This window comes from Paenibacillus sp. V4I5, from assembly GCF_030817255.1.
Lineage (GTDB): Bacteria > Bacillota > Bacilli > Paenibacillales > NBRC-103111 > Paenibacillus_E.
Genome location: NZ_JAUSZB010000002.1, coordinates 544737 through 560687, shown reverse-complemented (window position 1 = coordinate 560687; position 15951 = coordinate 544737). Strand labels below are relative to the sequence as shown.

Annotated in this window: 11 protein-coding genes; 10 read left to right on the top strand and 1 reads right to left on the bottom strand. The window is 44.7% G+C overall.

Features of this window, described 5'->3' with window-relative positions; genetic code table 11:
• Nucleotides 1-6: 6 nt before the first annotated feature.
• Nucleotides 7-1272, bottom strand: a complete 1266-nt coding sequence (locus QFZ78_RS04475) for an IS110 family RNA-guided transposase (RefSeq protein ID WP_307545747.1) — start codon at nucleotides 1270-1272, stop codon at nucleotides 7-9.
• 660 nt (nucleotides 1273-1932) lie between these two features.
• Here QFZ78_RS04475 and QFZ78_RS04470 point away from each other — a divergent pair.
• The 10 genes from QFZ78_RS04470 to QFZ78_RS04425 all read left to right on the top strand — a co-directional run bounded on the left by QFZ78_RS04470 (nucleotide 1933) and on the right by QFZ78_RS04425 (nucleotide 15884).
• On the top strand, nucleotides 1933-3672 hold the full coding sequence (locus QFZ78_RS04470) for a sensor histidine kinase (RefSeq protein ID WP_307545745.1): 1740 nt from the start codon (nucleotides 1933-1935) through the stop codon (nucleotides 3670-3672).
• A gap of 17 nt (nucleotides 3673-3689) precedes the next feature.
• Entirely contained in the window at nucleotides 3690-5297 is a 1608-nt protein-coding gene (locus QFZ78_RS04465; RefSeq protein WP_307545743.1) for a response regulator, read from the top strand.
• 142 nt (nucleotides 5298-5439) lie between these two features.
• A complete protein-coding gene (locus QFZ78_RS04460; protein ID WP_307545741.1) occupies nucleotides 5440-6942 on the top strand; it encodes an ABC transporter substrate-binding protein in 1503 nt (500 codons plus the stop codon).
• 103 nt (nucleotides 6943-7045) lie between these two features.
• Nucleotides 7046-9337, top strand: a complete 2292-nt coding sequence (locus QFZ78_RS04455) for a glycoside hydrolase family 2 protein (RefSeq protein WP_307545739.1) — start codon at nucleotides 7046-7048, stop codon at nucleotides 9335-9337.
• Nucleotides 9338-9525: 188 nt separating this feature from the next.
• The gene (locus QFZ78_RS04450) at nucleotides 9526-10458 is read left to right on the top strand and encodes an ABC transporter permease (RefSeq protein WP_307545737.1); all 933 of its coding nucleotides are present in this window, start codon (nucleotides 9526-9528) and stop codon (nucleotides 10456-10458) included.
• 11 nt (nucleotides 10459-10469) lie between these two features.
• Nucleotides 10470-11360, top strand: a complete 891-nt coding sequence (locus tag QFZ78_RS04445) for a carbohydrate ABC transporter permease (RefSeq protein WP_307545736.1) — start codon at nucleotides 10470-10472, stop codon at nucleotides 11358-11360.
• A gap of 24 nt (nucleotides 11361-11384) precedes the next feature.
• Complete coding sequence (locus tag QFZ78_RS04440; protein ID WP_307545734.1) at nucleotides 11385-13655, top strand: beta-glucosidase; 2271 nt, start codon at nucleotides 11385-11387, stop codon at nucleotides 13653-13655.
• A 287-nt stretch (nucleotides 13656-13942) separates the two neighbouring features.
• A complete protein-coding gene (locus QFZ78_RS04435) occupies nucleotides 13943-14065 on the top strand; it encodes a hypothetical protein (protein ID WP_307545732.1) in 123 nt (40 codons plus the stop codon).
• A 233-nt stretch (nucleotides 14066-14298) separates the two neighbouring features.
• Complete coding sequence (locus QFZ78_RS04430; RefSeq protein ID WP_307545730.1) at nucleotides 14299-15006, top strand: MOSC domain-containing protein; 708 nt, start codon at nucleotides 14299-14301, stop codon at nucleotides 15004-15006.
• 257 nt (nucleotides 15007-15263) lie between these two features.
• The gene (locus QFZ78_RS04425) at nucleotides 15264-15884 is read left to right on the top strand and encodes a hypothetical protein (RefSeq protein ID WP_307545728.1); all 621 of its coding nucleotides are present in this window, start codon (nucleotides 15264-15266) and stop codon (nucleotides 15882-15884) included.
• Nucleotides 15885-15951: the final 67 nt, after the last annotated feature.

The following is a 15951-nucleotide window of genomic DNA, read 5'->3' as shown; positions in this document are numbered from 1 at the left end:
CTTGGATTAAGCGGCTAAAGTAAAGACTTTATTGGGGTTGTAGACTTCGTTGCTGCGAGTCAAACCGACTAAAAGGCGGGCCAGCTTGCCGATTAGCTTCATAATAGACTTCATTTTTTTAAGTTTCTTAACCTCGACATTTTGTTGATGTATCGACTTAAACTCAGGGTTCGTCATAACCATACACATCGTGATTAAATAGAGGAAGTGCCTAAGACGTGGGCGGCCCCGTTTACTTAGTTCCATTTGACCCTTCCATTTTCCAGAGCTCGCTTCAGCTAAATTTAAACCTGCGTGACGCGATAGAGAATTCCCGTGAGCATACCCGCTAAGGTCACCTGACTCTCCTAGAACGCTTGCTAAAGCAATAGCACTTATGCCAGTAATGGCAAGGATTTTGCCTGTATAGGGGATCCGTTCGAGAACGCTTTTGACCTCATCTTCAATCTTCTGAAGCTGTTTATTCGCTAAGTCGTATTCCTCAAGAAGATGTTCAAGGTGGAGTTTGTAAGCGTGTGTTGCTTGTTTGGAACCAACAGTTCGCTTGCCAAGATCGATGAGCGACTGAGCTCTACGTACACCTGAGTGCCGTTTCATGGAATTCTTCCATCCTGCAATAACATCAGCCGTATTTAGCTTACATAAATCCTCGGGGAGAGGAAACAGTCGAAGAGTTGCCAAAGCACCCTTACAAGTTAAGATCTTAAAGACTTGCCTTAGTTCAGGAAACACAATGTCGACCCAACGATGGATCTGATTCACTGCACTTACAAGCCGTTTAATGACGGTTTCTCGATTTGCCATTAGGACCCGCAGTTCTTCGTATTCTGTGGAATGGAAGCGGACAGGGGAATAGTAGCCGTTTTTCATCATATCTGCGATAACGAGCGCATCCTTTTTGTCACTTTTAGATGGTGTATTGTCGCGGTTTTCCTTGTTCTTTTTAACTAAGTGAGGGTTAACGAGTACTGCTTCAATTGCTTTTTCCTTCAGCCAATGGGCGAGGCTGAACCAGTAGTGTCCTGTGGGCTCCATACCGACGATTACCTCAACTAACTTGTACGAGGCTAACAAGTCACTAATCCAGCGAGAGAAAGATGTGAAACCCGACTCATCATTACTAAATTCCAATGGATTACCAAGAGCAATACCGCGGAAGTTAACAGCTCTGGCAACATGAGTCTCCTGAGCGATATCTACACCAATAACAAGGTGATTAGCAGTAATGTTTTCAATGAGTTGATTTTGCTTTGCTTGTGCTTTAAATTTCATAGTAGAGCGACCTCCTGATGTGGGATTTTAAGGGCTGTAGACCCGTTGTATACTCCCATCGTATAGAGGCGCTCTTTTTTATTCAAATTCCAAATTTTTCGTTCCACAGGAATTCTAACGGTGAACGTTAGTTGAAAGAGATCTATTGATGTTTGTAAGAAGTACTTCAAAACTTAATTGTATTTTAGCTTAATTTTTCAACATAACCACTTCAGAACTTTATTTGTACTTTATATTTCACAAAAAAAGCCAGTAAACCCTTGAATTTGCTGGCTTCTTGCACTTCAAAACTTTATTGTCTCCCAACAAAGACCTTGTTGGTTTACAAATAAGTTTTGAAGTAGACAATAAAGTATTGAAGTGACAAATAAAGTCTTGAAGTAAAACTCGGAAAACTGCGCATCATATTTTTGGTTTCCTCAACTACTGGCAGTGGTTTTTATTTAGCGAAAGGGCAGCTTACTATGATATGTTTGTGGTGTTAATCATAGAAGCGAAAGACGGCTTAAGTCGTTATATGCATAACAATATGTCGTCAAAACGGTAGCGAAGACGGTTGGAATCCTATATGATTTGCGTTGGCATACTAAGAATATGAAGTTGGACTGCAGAGAAGACTCTCGGCGGTCCTTTTAGACTTCCAGAAGGGAGAAACATTGGATGGGACTGCGGCTTCCGCATATATCATGGAATTCCATTCGGTTCAAGCTGGTAGCCGGGCTGCTCTTTGTGATAGTTCCTCTCATTACGCTGCTGATCTACAATAATTTCTACAGCATTCATGTCGTACACAATCAGGTGGCGTCGTCAATTAAAAATTTAATCACTTTGTATCAGGGGCAAATCGATACCCAACTGAAGGATGCGGATCGCAATTTGATCAGCATGGTGACTTCCGATTATAGTGTCCGTTCCATGAATACTCCTAATTCGGAGGACGAATATCAGCTGGCCAAACATAGCGTTTCGGATAAACTAACTAACGATATTGTTCTTTATAAATCGGTCGATGCTTTTTTTGTGTATTCACAGTCAAGGAAGGATTTGTTAGACGTTTTTAAAGCATCGGTTTCATTTCCAGAGAGGGATCAGGTTGAGCAATATTTACAGCGTTTGCTGAGCGAACGTACTAATCTCGCGGAGTTCCGCGGTAGCGGCTGGTTCGTTAAAAAAATCGGACAAGACTATTACATGCTGCGCGTCATTCAATCGGGTGATCTCTATATTGGTGCCTGGGTGAACGCTAGAACGCTTCTCATCCCATTGAATTTGATTGATTTGGGCAGCGAAGGGAGCGCACTATTCGTAACAAATCAAGGGGAGCTGATGGTCAGTACCAATCCAATACCGGTTGAAAACATTGATTTTACGAAGAGCTTTCAGCAGTTTTATATGTCGGGAAGCAAGAATAACTTGCTAATTGTCGGGGAGCCATCTCAGAAAGGCGACTTTAGCCTGGTTGCAGTTATTCCGGACAAACAAATTTTGCAAAATTTGCCAATTCTGACACGTGTCATAGAAATGATTTCACTTGCCTCCATTGTACTTTTACCGATAAGTCTATTTTTTCTCCGCCACATTCTACTCGTACCGCTTAAACGGATGATTGCAGTTATGAGAAGGATCAATGATGGATACGTTAACGTTCGAATCGAGTCATATCCGGCTTCTGATGAGTTTCTATTGGTCAACCAAACCTTTAACCGAATGATGTCGCAAATTGAACAATTGAAAATCAATGTATACGAAGAACAGCTTAGCAAGCACAAAGCGGAGCTTCAGCACTTGCAGTTGCAGATTAACCCGCATTTTTTCATGAATTCTTTGAACATCCTGTTTAATCTGGCTCAAGTGAAAAACTACGAATTAATTCAGGAAATGACGTTATGTCTTGTCCAGTATTTCAGATTCATGTTTCGAAGTAATTTGACGTTCGTTACGTTGCGGGAAGAATTGCAGCATGTCCGAAACTATATCCGGATTCAGGAGCTCCGGTTTCCAAACAGCTTAACTTGTACGATCGATTCACCCGATTTCCTGGAAAATATTCCGATCCCCCCCTTGGTGATTCAAACCTTTTTGGAAAATTCAATCAAGCATAGTGTCACGCTGGAAGAACCCGTGCATATTTCGGTTGCTATCGATTTGATGGAAAACGGATTGGAACCTTATATCGAAATCATCATTCGCGATACTGGCAAAGGATTTTCGGAGGATGTATTAGCTGAGATTCGTTCCGGAAACCGAGTGGTCGACGAACAAGGCGAGCATATTGGTATTTGGAACGTACGTAAGCGATTGCAACTGTTATATGGGGAGCATGCGGACATTTCCTGTTACAATGGTTTCCCTAGCGGCGCTGTTATAGAAATCAAACTTCCATATCAATCGGAAAGATAGGAAAGGGGTTCCCTTGTATGCTTCAATTATTGATTGTAGATGATGAAATTCATGCTGTAGAAGGAATCCGGTCGGGAGTCGATTGGAAGAAGCTTGGTATAACCGCTGTATTCTCGGCTTTTACCGTAAAACAAGCCAAAGAGCTGTTCGAAAATGAGCGAATAGATATTATGCTGTGTGATATCGAGATGCCACAAGCTACGGGACTGGAGCTGGCGGAATGGGTTAGGGAGCGATATTCGAGCACGGCGACGATATTCTTAACCTGTCATTCCGATTTCAAATACGCCCAGCAAGCTCTCCAGTTGGGCAGTTTGGACTATATTCTTAAGCCAATTCCATTCAGCGAGCTGGAAAAAACGATCCTAAAAGCGATCGAGAAAATCAATAAAGAATCGGAATTAGCCCAATTCAGCCAATACGGCCAGTTCTGGTTCCAGCATCAACCGATGCTCATTGAGCGATTCTGGCTGGATATCATCAATCAGACGATTCCTCCCAGAGCGGAGTCAGTGAGTCGAGCCGCGGCAGAACGCAACATTCCTTATGCCGATAAAATGACATTTGTTCCGGTACTCATTAGCGTTCAGAGATGGCACAAGCAACTGACGCTGCGCGATGAGAAGATCATGGAATATGCACTAAAAAATTCGGCTGAGGAAATCATACTGGGCAGCAGTCAGAACGGACAATTGATCACGCTGAGCAGCGGAAGATTGCTTGCTGTCTTGTCTACCGAAAGTTATTCCGAAATCGAATCGTCGTTGAGGCAATCGTGCGAACGTTACATTGATGCCTGCAGGCAGTATTTTTATTGCGATCTTTCCTGTTATATCGGAGAAAAAGTACACGGTCACGAGATGGTCGAGACGGTAACCCGGCTTCGTGATTATGAGAATAACAATGTGGCTTACAACAATAAGGTTTTCCTGCTTACCAGGTTTCAGAAACAACCTATGATTAAACAGCTCCCCGACATGAGCACGTGGTCGATTATGCTGAAGGAGGGGGGATACGCGAAAGTATTAGAGGAAGCAACCTCTTTTTTGGACCTGCTGCTGAGGCAGGATGGTTTGGATGCGAAACTGCTTCGACAGTTTTATCAGGATTTTCAACAAATGATGTACTATATGCTCCAGACGAAAGGAATTCAAGCTCATCAATTGTTTAGCGATACCATCTCGCTGGAGTTTTCTGCAAACGCGACCCGCTCTGTAACCGATCTCATCGCATGGATGAATTACGTGGTAAACAAAGCGATGGAGTATGCGAATACAGTTGAACAATCCTTCAGTGTTGTCCAAAGAGTTATCAGTTACATTAAGCAGCATATCGCAGAAGACTTAGCGAGGGAAGAAATTGCGAGTCACGTGTTTTTGAATCCGGACTATTTGACCCGGATCTTTAAAAAGGAAACCGGGATGGCCGTTTCAGATTATCTGTTTCAAGAACGTCTTAAGCTTGCAAAGGAACTGCTCACGAAAACCGATATGCCGATCAGCGCTGTGGCATCGCATATTGGGTATGCGAATTTCTCCCATTTCTCCCGGATGTTCAAGAAGCATACTGATCTGAATCCAGTCGAATACCGACAGGTTCACCAACAAGTCCAGAGTGAAAGGTAGTCGGCAAATGCACAGCGAAAAGTCGTGAGCGGAGCAGAGCCGAATCTGCAGCAAAAGTAAAATAAAGATAACTTCGCTGAAGATTCCAGGTTACCTCAAACGGTTTCATAAGCGAACAACAAATTGTAAATGGGGGAGTACCATGAAGAAAAGATTCATGTCGGCAAGCGCACTCATCATCGGGTCTATGCTCTTTCTATCCGCGTGCGGCGGCAGTAGCGGAGGAGCGGCACCGGCCGGGGATAAAGAGGTTAAGCCAGAGGAAAAACCGACGGAACTGAATGTCGCCTTCCCGATTTTTGGTGCAGTGCCTAAGGAGTTGTCCATTGTTGAGGATTCCATTAATCAAATCGCACAGAAGAAAATCAATGCTACGGTGAAATTGACACCGATCAGCTTCGGAAGCTGGGAGCAGCAAATGAACCTGATGCTAAGCAGCAACGAAAAGCTGGATTTAATGTTTGTAGGAGGCAACGGCTACAGCAGCTATGTCGCGAAAGGTCAAATTGTTGCGCTTAACAAACTGCTTGAACAGCATGGCAAAGACATAGCAAAAGCGATGGATCCGGCTTATCTGAATGCAGCCAAAATTGCCGGATCGGTCTACGCGATTCCAACCGTCCGCGACTTTGCTGCCTATAATGGTCTGACAATGCGGAAGGATTTAGTTGACAAATATCACATCGATGTCAACAAAATCCGTACATTGGATGATGTAGAATTGGTATTGAAAACGATTAAGGACAAAGAACCGAATGTGACACCGTTGATACCAGGCAATATCGGCAGAACGATGCTCGATTCGTACCGTACGTTTGACATGCTCGGGGATTCGCTCGGCGTTTTGCCGAATTTCGACAATAACCTGAAAGTGGTCAATTTGTACGAAACCCAGGAGTATGCCGAGTTCATTAAGAAGATGAGGGGCTGGTACACGTCTGGCTTGATTCTGAAAGATGCGGCAACGAACAAAACTTCCCAGTTCGATTTACTCAAGTCGAATCGAGGATTCGCTTACTTCTCAAATATGAAGCCAGGGTTTGAGCAGCAGGAAACGAAGAGCAGTGGCATTCCGGTGGTCACAGCAAACTTGCTTCAGCCTGTTTCTACAACAACGAACGTCACAGGTGTCATGTGGGGAATTCCGATTAATTCCAAGACGCCGGAAAAAGCCATGGATTTCCTGAACCTAATGTATTCAGACAAGGATATCGTCAACCTGTTCGATTGGGGTGTGGAAGGCAAACACTATGTGAAATCGGACAATGTCATCGACTTTCCTCAAGGCGTTGACTCCAAAACTTCGGGCTACAACTTGAATATGGGGTATATGTTCGGCAATCAGTTTCTCTCTTATGTATTTAAAGGCGACGATCCGAAAATATGGGAGAAAATGGACCAATTCAACAAATCGGCGTTGAAATCTAAGGCACTCGGCTTTACGTTCGACGCAAATGCGGTCAAGGCGGAATATGCCGCGGTGACCAACGTGGTTACACAGTACAAGCTTCCGCTTGAGACGGGGAGTGTCGATCCGGAGAAGGTCTTGCCGGAGTTTATCTCCAAGCTGAAATCCGCCGGAATTGATAAAATTATCGCTGAGAAGCAAAAGCAGCTCGACGAGTGGGCGAAAAGCAGTAAATAATCAGTTCGGCTCCTATTCATTTGCCCCGGTCAATATCACAGTTGACCGGGGAATTTTTTGACTGGGATCCAATCATCTCAATCGACACCGAAAGGGGTAAAATATGATGCTAAATATCATGCCATTAAACGATCAATGGACATTCACGAAAAATAATAATCCCTCCTACGTACTTGAGTCCATCCAAGACGGCCAGTTTGTCACACTGCCTCATTCCTGGAACGATACCGACGGTCAAGGCGGTAGTGAACAGTACTACCGGGGGCAATGCTGGTATCAGCGGATTTTGAACATTTCCCAAGAGGATTTGACAAAACGCATCTACCTGGAAATCGGCGCTGCCGGGAATATGGGTCATGTTTATGTCAATGGCAGCTCGGTCGGGGACAGCCGGTGCGGATATGCCATGTTTAGAGTCCCTTTAACCCCCTACTTGAAGGAGGGGGAAAATCTTATCGCCATTATGGTTGACAACAGCTACGACAACACAGTGTTCCCCCTAATGGCCGACTTCACCTTTTATGGCGGATTGTACAGGGAAGTGAAACTTCTTGTTATGGACGATATCCACTTTGACGTCATGGACAATGGACGGGATGGTGTCTACTTGACGCAACGGAAAATCGCACCAGAAACGTTTGAATTAGCCGTCCATGGTCAAATCGTGAATGAATCTTCTGTCTCCAAAGAGGTAATTCTTCAAATACAGCTCAAGGATGAAGTAGGAAAAACAGTCATGGAGGAAAGTTCAGAACTTGCTCTTGGAAATGAAGCAAAATTCAGGATAAGAAGTGAAATCGCAAATCCGATTCTTTGGGACGGCGTAGATCAACCCTATCTGTATACGGTAGAGGTATCCGTCGTCATCGAGGGACAGGTCTGCGATTTGCGGCTTGTCGCGATCGGCTTTAGAACGGTTGAAGCGACAACGGAGCAAGGCTTGCTCTTGAATGGCAAACCAGTCAAGATCAACGGCGTATGCCGACATCAGGACTTCGCTGGTGTGGGCAATGCCATTACGAAAAAGCATATGGATGAAGATATGGCCTTGATCCGGGAAATCGGAGCGAACAGCCTTCGTCTTGCCCATTACCAGCATGATGACTATTTTTACAGCTTATGCGACCGTTACGGACTGTTGGTATGGGCCGAAATTCCATTTATCAGCATTCCTTCCACCAAGGACCCGGAAAATCATAATGCGGAAGAACAGCTGGAAAAGCTTATTAAGCAGGCCTATAATCATTGTTCTATCTATTGTTGGGGTATCCAAAATGAGATTACAATTGCCGTAGAGACGGAGCAAACTTATAAGACTATCAGAAAACTGGAGGCTCTGGCCAAACAGTGTGACCCTAGTCGCTTAACAGTTCAAGCTAATATTAACGGTGTCGAGAATGAAAGTATTATAAATAGCTTTACTGACCTGATCGGATACAATTTATACTACGGCTGGTATTATGGTGAAATCAAAGACTTGCAAGTACGCCTTGATGAGTTTCATCAAGCTCAACCTAAAATTCCTGTATTCGTATCCGAATACGGTGTAGATACTAATACAAAGTACCACTCCTATACGCCGCAAGTCCAAGATTATACGGAGGAATACCAGCTCTTATTCCATCATAATGCCCTGGAAACCTTCGATAAGCGAGTGTTTGTATTAGGCGGTTATGTATGGAACATGTTTGATTTCGGCAGTGCAAACAGAAATGAAGGCGGTGAAACAGGAAAGAACTTGAAGGGACTTGTTACCATTGACCGGAAAATCAAAAAGGATGCCTTTTATCTTTACAAAGCTTTCTGGTCTAAGGCTCCCTTCGTTCATTTAGCCGGCCGCCGATTTGTGAATAGACACCAAAAGCTCAATGATATCGTGATCCTGTCTAATGTGTCTCATGTCAAAGTTTATCTAAATCAGACTCTTCTTACCGAAATAAACAGCGGCGAACCGATGAAAATCGTGAAGGATGTTTCGTTTATCGAAGGGGAGAATTGCGTAAGAGTTGAAGGTACGGACGAGCATGGCGTCATCCATACGGATGAGATTGTGCTTCGTTATGCAGCGGAAATAGATCAAAGTTATATCCACGTTAAACCGGAAAAAGCAAAAAATGTCGTTAACTGGTTCGAAAAGTTTGATCTGTCCAATGCTGAGCCTATCGAATTGAGAGACGGGTATTATTCTACATTTGACACGATCGAAGACTTTTATGCCAATGAAGAGGCGAAAGCGGTATATCTTAAATATTTCGGAGATATGACCAATAATCCGTTCTTTGAGGTGATGAGAGGGGTCATGTCTATTCAGAAAATGTCCCAACTGGTGCAATTTAACATTGTCCCGGAATTGTTGGTAGTCATCAACAAAGAACTGAATGTGATAAAAAAATGATTACTGTATTGTCCCTGTCAACTTTGCCTGTTGACAGGGACAATTTTTTGAATCAAAGGTGGAAGGCTAGTCGGCAAAGTGCAAACGAGAAGTCGTAGAAACGGTAGTGGGACGAACGGGATTTTATTACTATGAGAGTACAGCAAGATACCATACAAGGCGATAGAAATGGAAAGGGGAACTTCGGAATGACAAAACGTACGCATAGCAATGCCAGGAAGAGAATATGGAAATACAGTCCGCTCTATCTAATGATGATTCCGGGAATAGCATACTTGATTATCAATAACTATTTACCGATGTTCGGTCTCACGATTGCTTTCAAGGACATCAATTTCACAAAAGGAATATGGGGGAGCGATTGGGTCGGTTTTCAAAATTTTAAGTTTCTGTTCCAAACGTCTGACGCTTATATAATAACCCGCAATACGATACTTTATAACGTGGCATTCATCTTGATCGGCCTTATCGTTGCGGTTGGTTTCGCCATTCTGCTGAACGAAATCAAGAGCAAGATTGCTTCTCGTCTGTATCAAAGCATTATTATTTTGCCTTTTTTGATTTCGATGGTATTGGTCAGTTATCTCGTATTTTCGATGTTAAGCATCGAGAGCGGATTTATGAATAAGACGCTCCTGCCGGCGCTAGGCATCGAGCCAATTTCCTGGTACAACGAACCGAAATACTGGCCGGCCATTTTGACCTTGGTCCATACCTGGAAGGGTGCAGGGTACGCATGTATCATCTACCTGGCTGCAATCATCGGTATTGATCCGGAATATTACGAAGCGGCGAAGCTGGACGGGGCATCCAAGTGGCAGCAAATCCGTACGATTACGATACCGCTGATCACTCCCGTCATCATCATGCTGACGCTCCTTGCGATCGGGCGCATTTTCTACTCAGACTTCGGCCTGTTCTATCAAGTCCCGATGAATGCAGGAGCCCTCTTCAGTACTACGAACGTCATCGATACGTACGTGTTCCGCGGTCTTTTGCAGCTTGGTAACATCGGCATGTCATCAGCCGCTGGTTTCTATCAATCGATAGTCGGATTCGTGCTCGTTATCGTTTCCAACTATGTTGTTCGAAAAGTCAATAAAGAAAACGCGCTGTTCTAAGGGGGATATACATGAATAATGAAAATCGTGTTTGGCAGTGGGCCGCACATCTTGTGATGATCTTGTTTTCACTCAGTTGCCTGCTCCCGTTTGTTCTTTTGGCAATGTCGTCTGTAACGGATGAAAAGACAATCCTGCAGAATGGGTATTCTTTTTTCCCAAAACAGTTCAGTTTAAGCGCATACGAATATTTGTGGCAGCAATCGTCTCTCGTTTTTAACGCTTACGGGATTACAATTCTCATAACCATAATAGGGACAACGGTAAGTCTATTAATCACATCGTTGCTCGCTTATCCTTTATCGCGTCGCGATTTGCCGGGCGGAACGTTCTTCGCCTTTCTGCTGTTTTTCACTTTGTTGTTCAATGGCGGCCTTGTTCCAACGTACTTGATTTATACACAACTATTCCATATCAAGAATACGCTGTGGGCGTTGATTGTTCCGGGACTTTTAATGAATGGCTTTAACGTGCTCCTCATGCGAACGTTCTTTATGACGACAATTCCGGTTCCGGTATTGGAATCGGCCAGCATAGACGGTGCAAGCGAATTTAAAATGTATTACAAAATTGTACTCCCCCTCTCGCTGCCGATTCTGGCCACCGTCGGCTTGTTTCAGGGATTGGCTTACTGGAATGACTGGAATAACGGATTAATTTATGTTACCAATCCTAAATTGTTTAGTCTGCAGAACGTACTCAACCGGATTATGAGCGACATCCAGTTCTTGGCTAGTAACAGCGAGATCGGCTCGCAAGCTGGCGAGAGCATTGCGCAGCTGCCCAGCGAAACGTTCCGGATGGCGATTGCGGTGATTGCCGTGATCCCGGTTCTGATCGCATATCCGTTCTTCCAGAAATACTTCGTTAAAGGTATGACCATTGGTGCTGTTAAAGGTTAATTTTATTACATTAGGAGGGTAACCATGAAAAGAAATATTCAAGAATTGATTTCACAAATGACTTTGGAAGAGAAAGCATCTCTCTGCTCGGGACTTGACTTTTGGCATACGAAAGGGATTGAGCGGCTCGGCATTCCATCCGTCATGATGACGGATGGGCCTCATGGACTTCGTAAGCAGCGCGCGTCGGCAGATAATTTGGGACTGTTCGATAGCGTTCCTGCTACGTGCTTCCCATCTGCAGCGGGGCTTGCTTCTTCGTGGGATCGTGAGCTGATCGGCAAGGTCGGTGTGGCGCTAGGGGAAGAGTGCCAGGCTGAAGACGTCGCCATTTTGCTTGGCCCCGGCGCCAATATCAAGAGATCGCCGCTATGCGGGCGCAATTTCGAATATTTTTCGGAGGATCCGTATTTGTCATCTGAAATGGCTGCTGCTCATATTCAAGGGGTACAGAGCCAGGGTGTGGGCACGTCGCTAAAGCATTTCGCCGTAAATAATCAGGAACACCGTCGGATGACGACCAATGCGGTTGTGGATGAGCGTACGCTGAGGGAGATTTATTTGGCCAGCTTCGAGGGAGCAGTTAAGAAAGGTCAGCCGTGGACGGTCATGTGCGCATATAACAAGCTTAACGGAGAGTACTGCGCTGAAAATGAGCGTCTGCTTACGGACATTTTGAAGGACGAGTGGGGACATGAGGGTTTTGTCGTTTCTGACTGGGGCGCAGTGAACGAGCGTGCAGACGGTTTGTCGGCAGGGCTTGAACTGGAGATGCCGACAAGTAACGGCGCCGGTGACTGTAAAATCGTCGAAGCAGTGAAAAGCGGCAGGCTGTCAGAGAAAAAGCTCGACGCGGCTGTTGAGCGGATATTGAGCATTGTCTTCAAGGCGGTCGACAGCAAGAAGCCGGATGCTTTCTTCGATCAGGAGGCGCATCATCTACTGGCACGGGAAGTCGCGCGTGAAAGTATGGTGCTACTTAAAAACGAGGACGGAATCTTGCCATTGCCGAAGTCCGGCAAAATCGCTGTCATCGGGCAACTTGCCAAGCAGCCGAGATATCAAGGCGGAGGCAGCTCGCATATTAAGCCAACCAAGCTCGAGGATATCAGCGAGGAGCTTGCCAAATCGGCTGGAAGCGGTGCGGAGATTGAGTACGCCCAGGGCTATGTGTTGAGCGGAGATCAAACTGATCCACAGCTTTTGAAGGAAGCGCTCAAGCTTGCAGAAGATGCATCGGTCGTTATTCTCTTCGTCGGATTGCCGGATCGTTATGAATCGGAAGGGTTCGACCGTGAACATATGAATCTCCCAGCCAATCAATCGGAGCTGATCGAAGCGGTGACGGCCGTGCAGAAACGGACCGTGCTCGTGCTAAGCAATGGAGCTCCGGTGGAAATGCCTTGGATCGGCGGCGTAAAGGCTGTGCTCGAGGCTTACTTGGGAGGACAAGCGCTGGGTGGAGCGATTGCGGATCTGCTGTTCGGCGATGCCAATCCTTGCGGTAAGCTGGCCGAGACGTTCCCTATTCAGTTGAGCGATAATCCATCATATTTGAATTTCCCGGGTGATGGAGACCTTGTGGAATATAAGGAAGGTATTTACGTCGGTTACCGCTATTATGAAAAAAAGAAGCAGCGTCCGCTCTTTCCGTTTGGCTACGGGCTGAGTTATACAAACTTTGAATACAGCGGACTTGTCTTGGACAAAAACGCAATGAACGATATAGAGACTTTGAACGCCACGGTTAGCATTAAGAATGTGGGTAACCGCGCAGGAAAAGAGATCGTGCAGTTATATGTGCGTGATGTAGCCTCAAACGTAACGCGTCCGGAAAAGGAACTGAAAGGTTTTATTAAAGTGGCTCTCAATCCGGGGGAAGAGAAAACAGTCACCTTCACTCTTGAAAAACGTTCCTTTGCATACTTTAATACGGAACTTAATGACTGGCATGTTGAGACAGGTGAATTTGATATATTGATCGGTAAGTCTTCTTCAGATATCTTGCTCAAAGGGACACTACTGGTGAACTCAACAGTGCAAATCACTAAAACCTATACGCGTAATTCGACGGTAGGAGACTTGATGGAGAATCCGCAAGCTGCTGCAACCGTAACGGATTTGCTGAAGCATTCGCCGTTTGCCGCTTCCGGTGGCGGAGAAGAGGGCATGTCCGAACTGATGGCTGCGTTCCTGAAGTATCTGCCACTGCGTGGCTTAGCTGCATTCAGTGGAGGCGGACTGACGGAGGAGACTCTCGATTCATTGCTTGAGCGGTTGAATGAAAAGAAGTAGCACGAAGGTGACTTGCGGAAGCTGTTCTTGTAAGTAAAGAATTTCTTAAACAGCTATATGTAAATTTCTAAATAACTGCTAAATAATTTATCCTGAGCAATCTAGTTTTACCTATAACCGCCTAACCCTTGTTTATCGGGTTAAGGCGGTTATTGATTTACTCACATACCTTCATGCTAGCTTTAGCATTCTATGGATCTTGAAATAGGTTAATGGGAAGGTAATTGAGGGTGTGGTGTAATGACATTCAAGCTTTCTAAGCAATGACCTTCGAGAGGGAGAACTTTATGAGAAAAGTTCAAAGTTTTTCCGTTCCGGTTATGATCGGAATCATAGTTTATCTGAAAATTGAAGATATCATGGTGCGCAATGCCTACCGCGCCAATTCTGTCATGGAAGGTTATAAATAAGTTGGGACAATATTCTTCTAAGTCCATAACACTAAAAGATACAATCGAAATTATAAGCTCATTAAACTAAAGGGCAGTTATCTGCAATAAAAAAGGAAATCTAATCCACGAATAGAAAATAGTAATTTAAGATTATTGAGTTAGGGGATCGATGTTAATAAGAGGGAAAACCACTTTTCCAGGCTAACTTATCAGGAAGCCACAAACGATACCCATATAAAAGAGGTGAAGTTGTGAGGTCCAACCTTGAAGGGAGAATCAAGGAAATTCGTAGGTATCCAATAAAATCTGTTTTAGGCGAATCATTATCAAATGTGTTAATTGATCGTCGTGGTCTTTACGGCGACCGCATGTGGGCAATCCGAAACAGTAGTGGGAAGTTTGGGAGCGGGAAAACAACCAGACGATTTCAGAAGATGGACGGGCTGTTCAAGTATAAAGCACGATACGATGGTTCTATTCCGATTGTAACGACACCTGATGGAGTGGAGTATCGAGGCAATAGTGAAGATGTTGACGAGGTATTGAGTAAATGGCTCGGATTTCCTGTAACGCTGGCACGAGAAGAGTCAATATCTCATTTTGACGAGGGTCCAGTAAGTATCATTACAACATCATCATTACGAATGTTAAGCAAGCAGTTGGGGGATTTTGTGGATCCTCGACGTTTTCGAGCAAACATATTGATAGATATCCATTCAACAGGGTACATCGAAGATGACTGGTTGGGGCGCACTATCAAGATTGGTAATACTGTTAGCCTAAAGGTTGTTGCACCTCTACAGAGGTGTGTGATGGTGAACAATGCCCAAGAAGCCTTGAGTGATGATTCTCGGATTCTCCGTGCATTGACTCAAAATCATGACGCAACATTTGGCGTGTGGGCAACGGTTGAAACATCTGGTGAAATTGCTGTTGGTGATGCAACGCTGTTGTTATGAAAAAATAGAAGAATACCAAAAAAATGAGAAGACCGTAAATCAACTCCGTAAAGAACTCGATCTTCCTGTACAATAGTTTATTTTTCTCCGCACAACTAAGCTAACGGATACGTTACTTCAATAAACTACAAAATGAGGCTGCCTCCGCGAAGACGAGTGGTAGCCTCATTAAGCTATCGGGCAGCAAAGCGGAAACAATTCAAACTTTGTTTTGTCTATATCTGAAGAGAGAATAAAAGTCAACGGAGTTGAAAAACGTGAATGCATATAAAATGACTGATATAACTAATACAATGCGTATCCATATAAAACGTGGAATGCGTAATGTATTACTTTTTCTGTTGTTAGGTTTAAACGCTGCTGCACCCGTTTATGCGACAAGTTGGGTCGACTTGCCAGCCGAGGATGTTATCTCGAAGGCGTCGATCGTCGTGGAAGGCACGTACGATTTTTCCAAGAGACGCGGCGAACCTAAGATGATGTGGGTAGGTTACGACTTCAAAGTGAGCAAAGTCTACCGAGGGGACGTTGCGACTAGTTTGGTGGCAGGGATTGACGGCTTCGATACCGGGTGGGCGGATGAGTATCAACGGGAAAACGGAAAATTTCTGTTGTTACTGGAGAAAGCGGAGCAAGTACGTTACCCGACGCCTATCGCTGGGCCGAACGGGATGGTCCGAATCAAAGACGGAAAAGTACAGCATCATGATGAAAAAGAGCGTGAGGCTTTCCAGGCGTTTATCGACTCTACGGTACATACAATGCCTAAGCAATCCACTGGGGTGACTGGGGATGCCGGATATCTGTGGTGGATCGCTGCGCCGCTCGTGCTGATTGTAATTCTTTTCTATCTTATCTACCGTTTCAGGCGTACCTGAAGTTGAGCTAACGGTGAACTATAGTTGAGAGGCTTGCTTCACGGCAACTCCTCTTTTGTTTATTAAA

Bases quoted from the DNA above. Each gene is read 5' to 3' on its own strand.
- QFZ78_RS04435 (WP_307545732.1), top strand. From the start codon at position 13,943: ATGAGAAAAGTTCAAAGTTTTTCCGTTCCGGTTATGATCGGAATCATA.
- QFZ78_RS04460 (WP_307545741.1), top strand. From the start codon at position 5,440: ATGAAGAAAAGATTCATGTCGGCAAGCGCACTCATCATCGGGTCTATG.
- QFZ78_RS04470 (WP_307545745.1), top strand. From the start codon at position 1,933: ATGGGACTGCGGCTTCCGCATATATCATGGAATTCCATTCGGTTCAAG.
- QFZ78_RS04465 (WP_307545743.1), top strand. From the start codon at position 3,690: ATGCTTCAATTATTGATTGTAGATGATGAAATTCATGCTGTAGAAGGA.
- QFZ78_RS04440 (WP_307545734.1), top strand. From the start codon at position 11,385: ATGAAAAGAAATATTCAAGAATTGATTTCACAAATGACTTTGGAAGAG.
- QFZ78_RS04450 (WP_307545737.1), top strand. From the start codon at position 9,526: ATGACAAAACGTACGCATAGCAATGCCAGGAAGAGAATATGGAAATAC.
- QFZ78_RS04445 (WP_307545736.1), top strand. From the start codon at position 10,470: ATGAATAATGAAAATCGTGTTTGGCAGTGGGCCGCACATCTTGTGATG.
- QFZ78_RS04455 (WP_307545739.1), top strand. From the start codon at position 7,046: ATGATGCTAAATATCATGCCATTAAACGATCAATGGACATTCACGAAA.
- QFZ78_RS04475 (WP_307545747.1), bottom strand. From the start codon at position 1,272: ATGAAATTTAAAGCACAAGCAAAGCAAAATCAACTCATTGAAAACATT.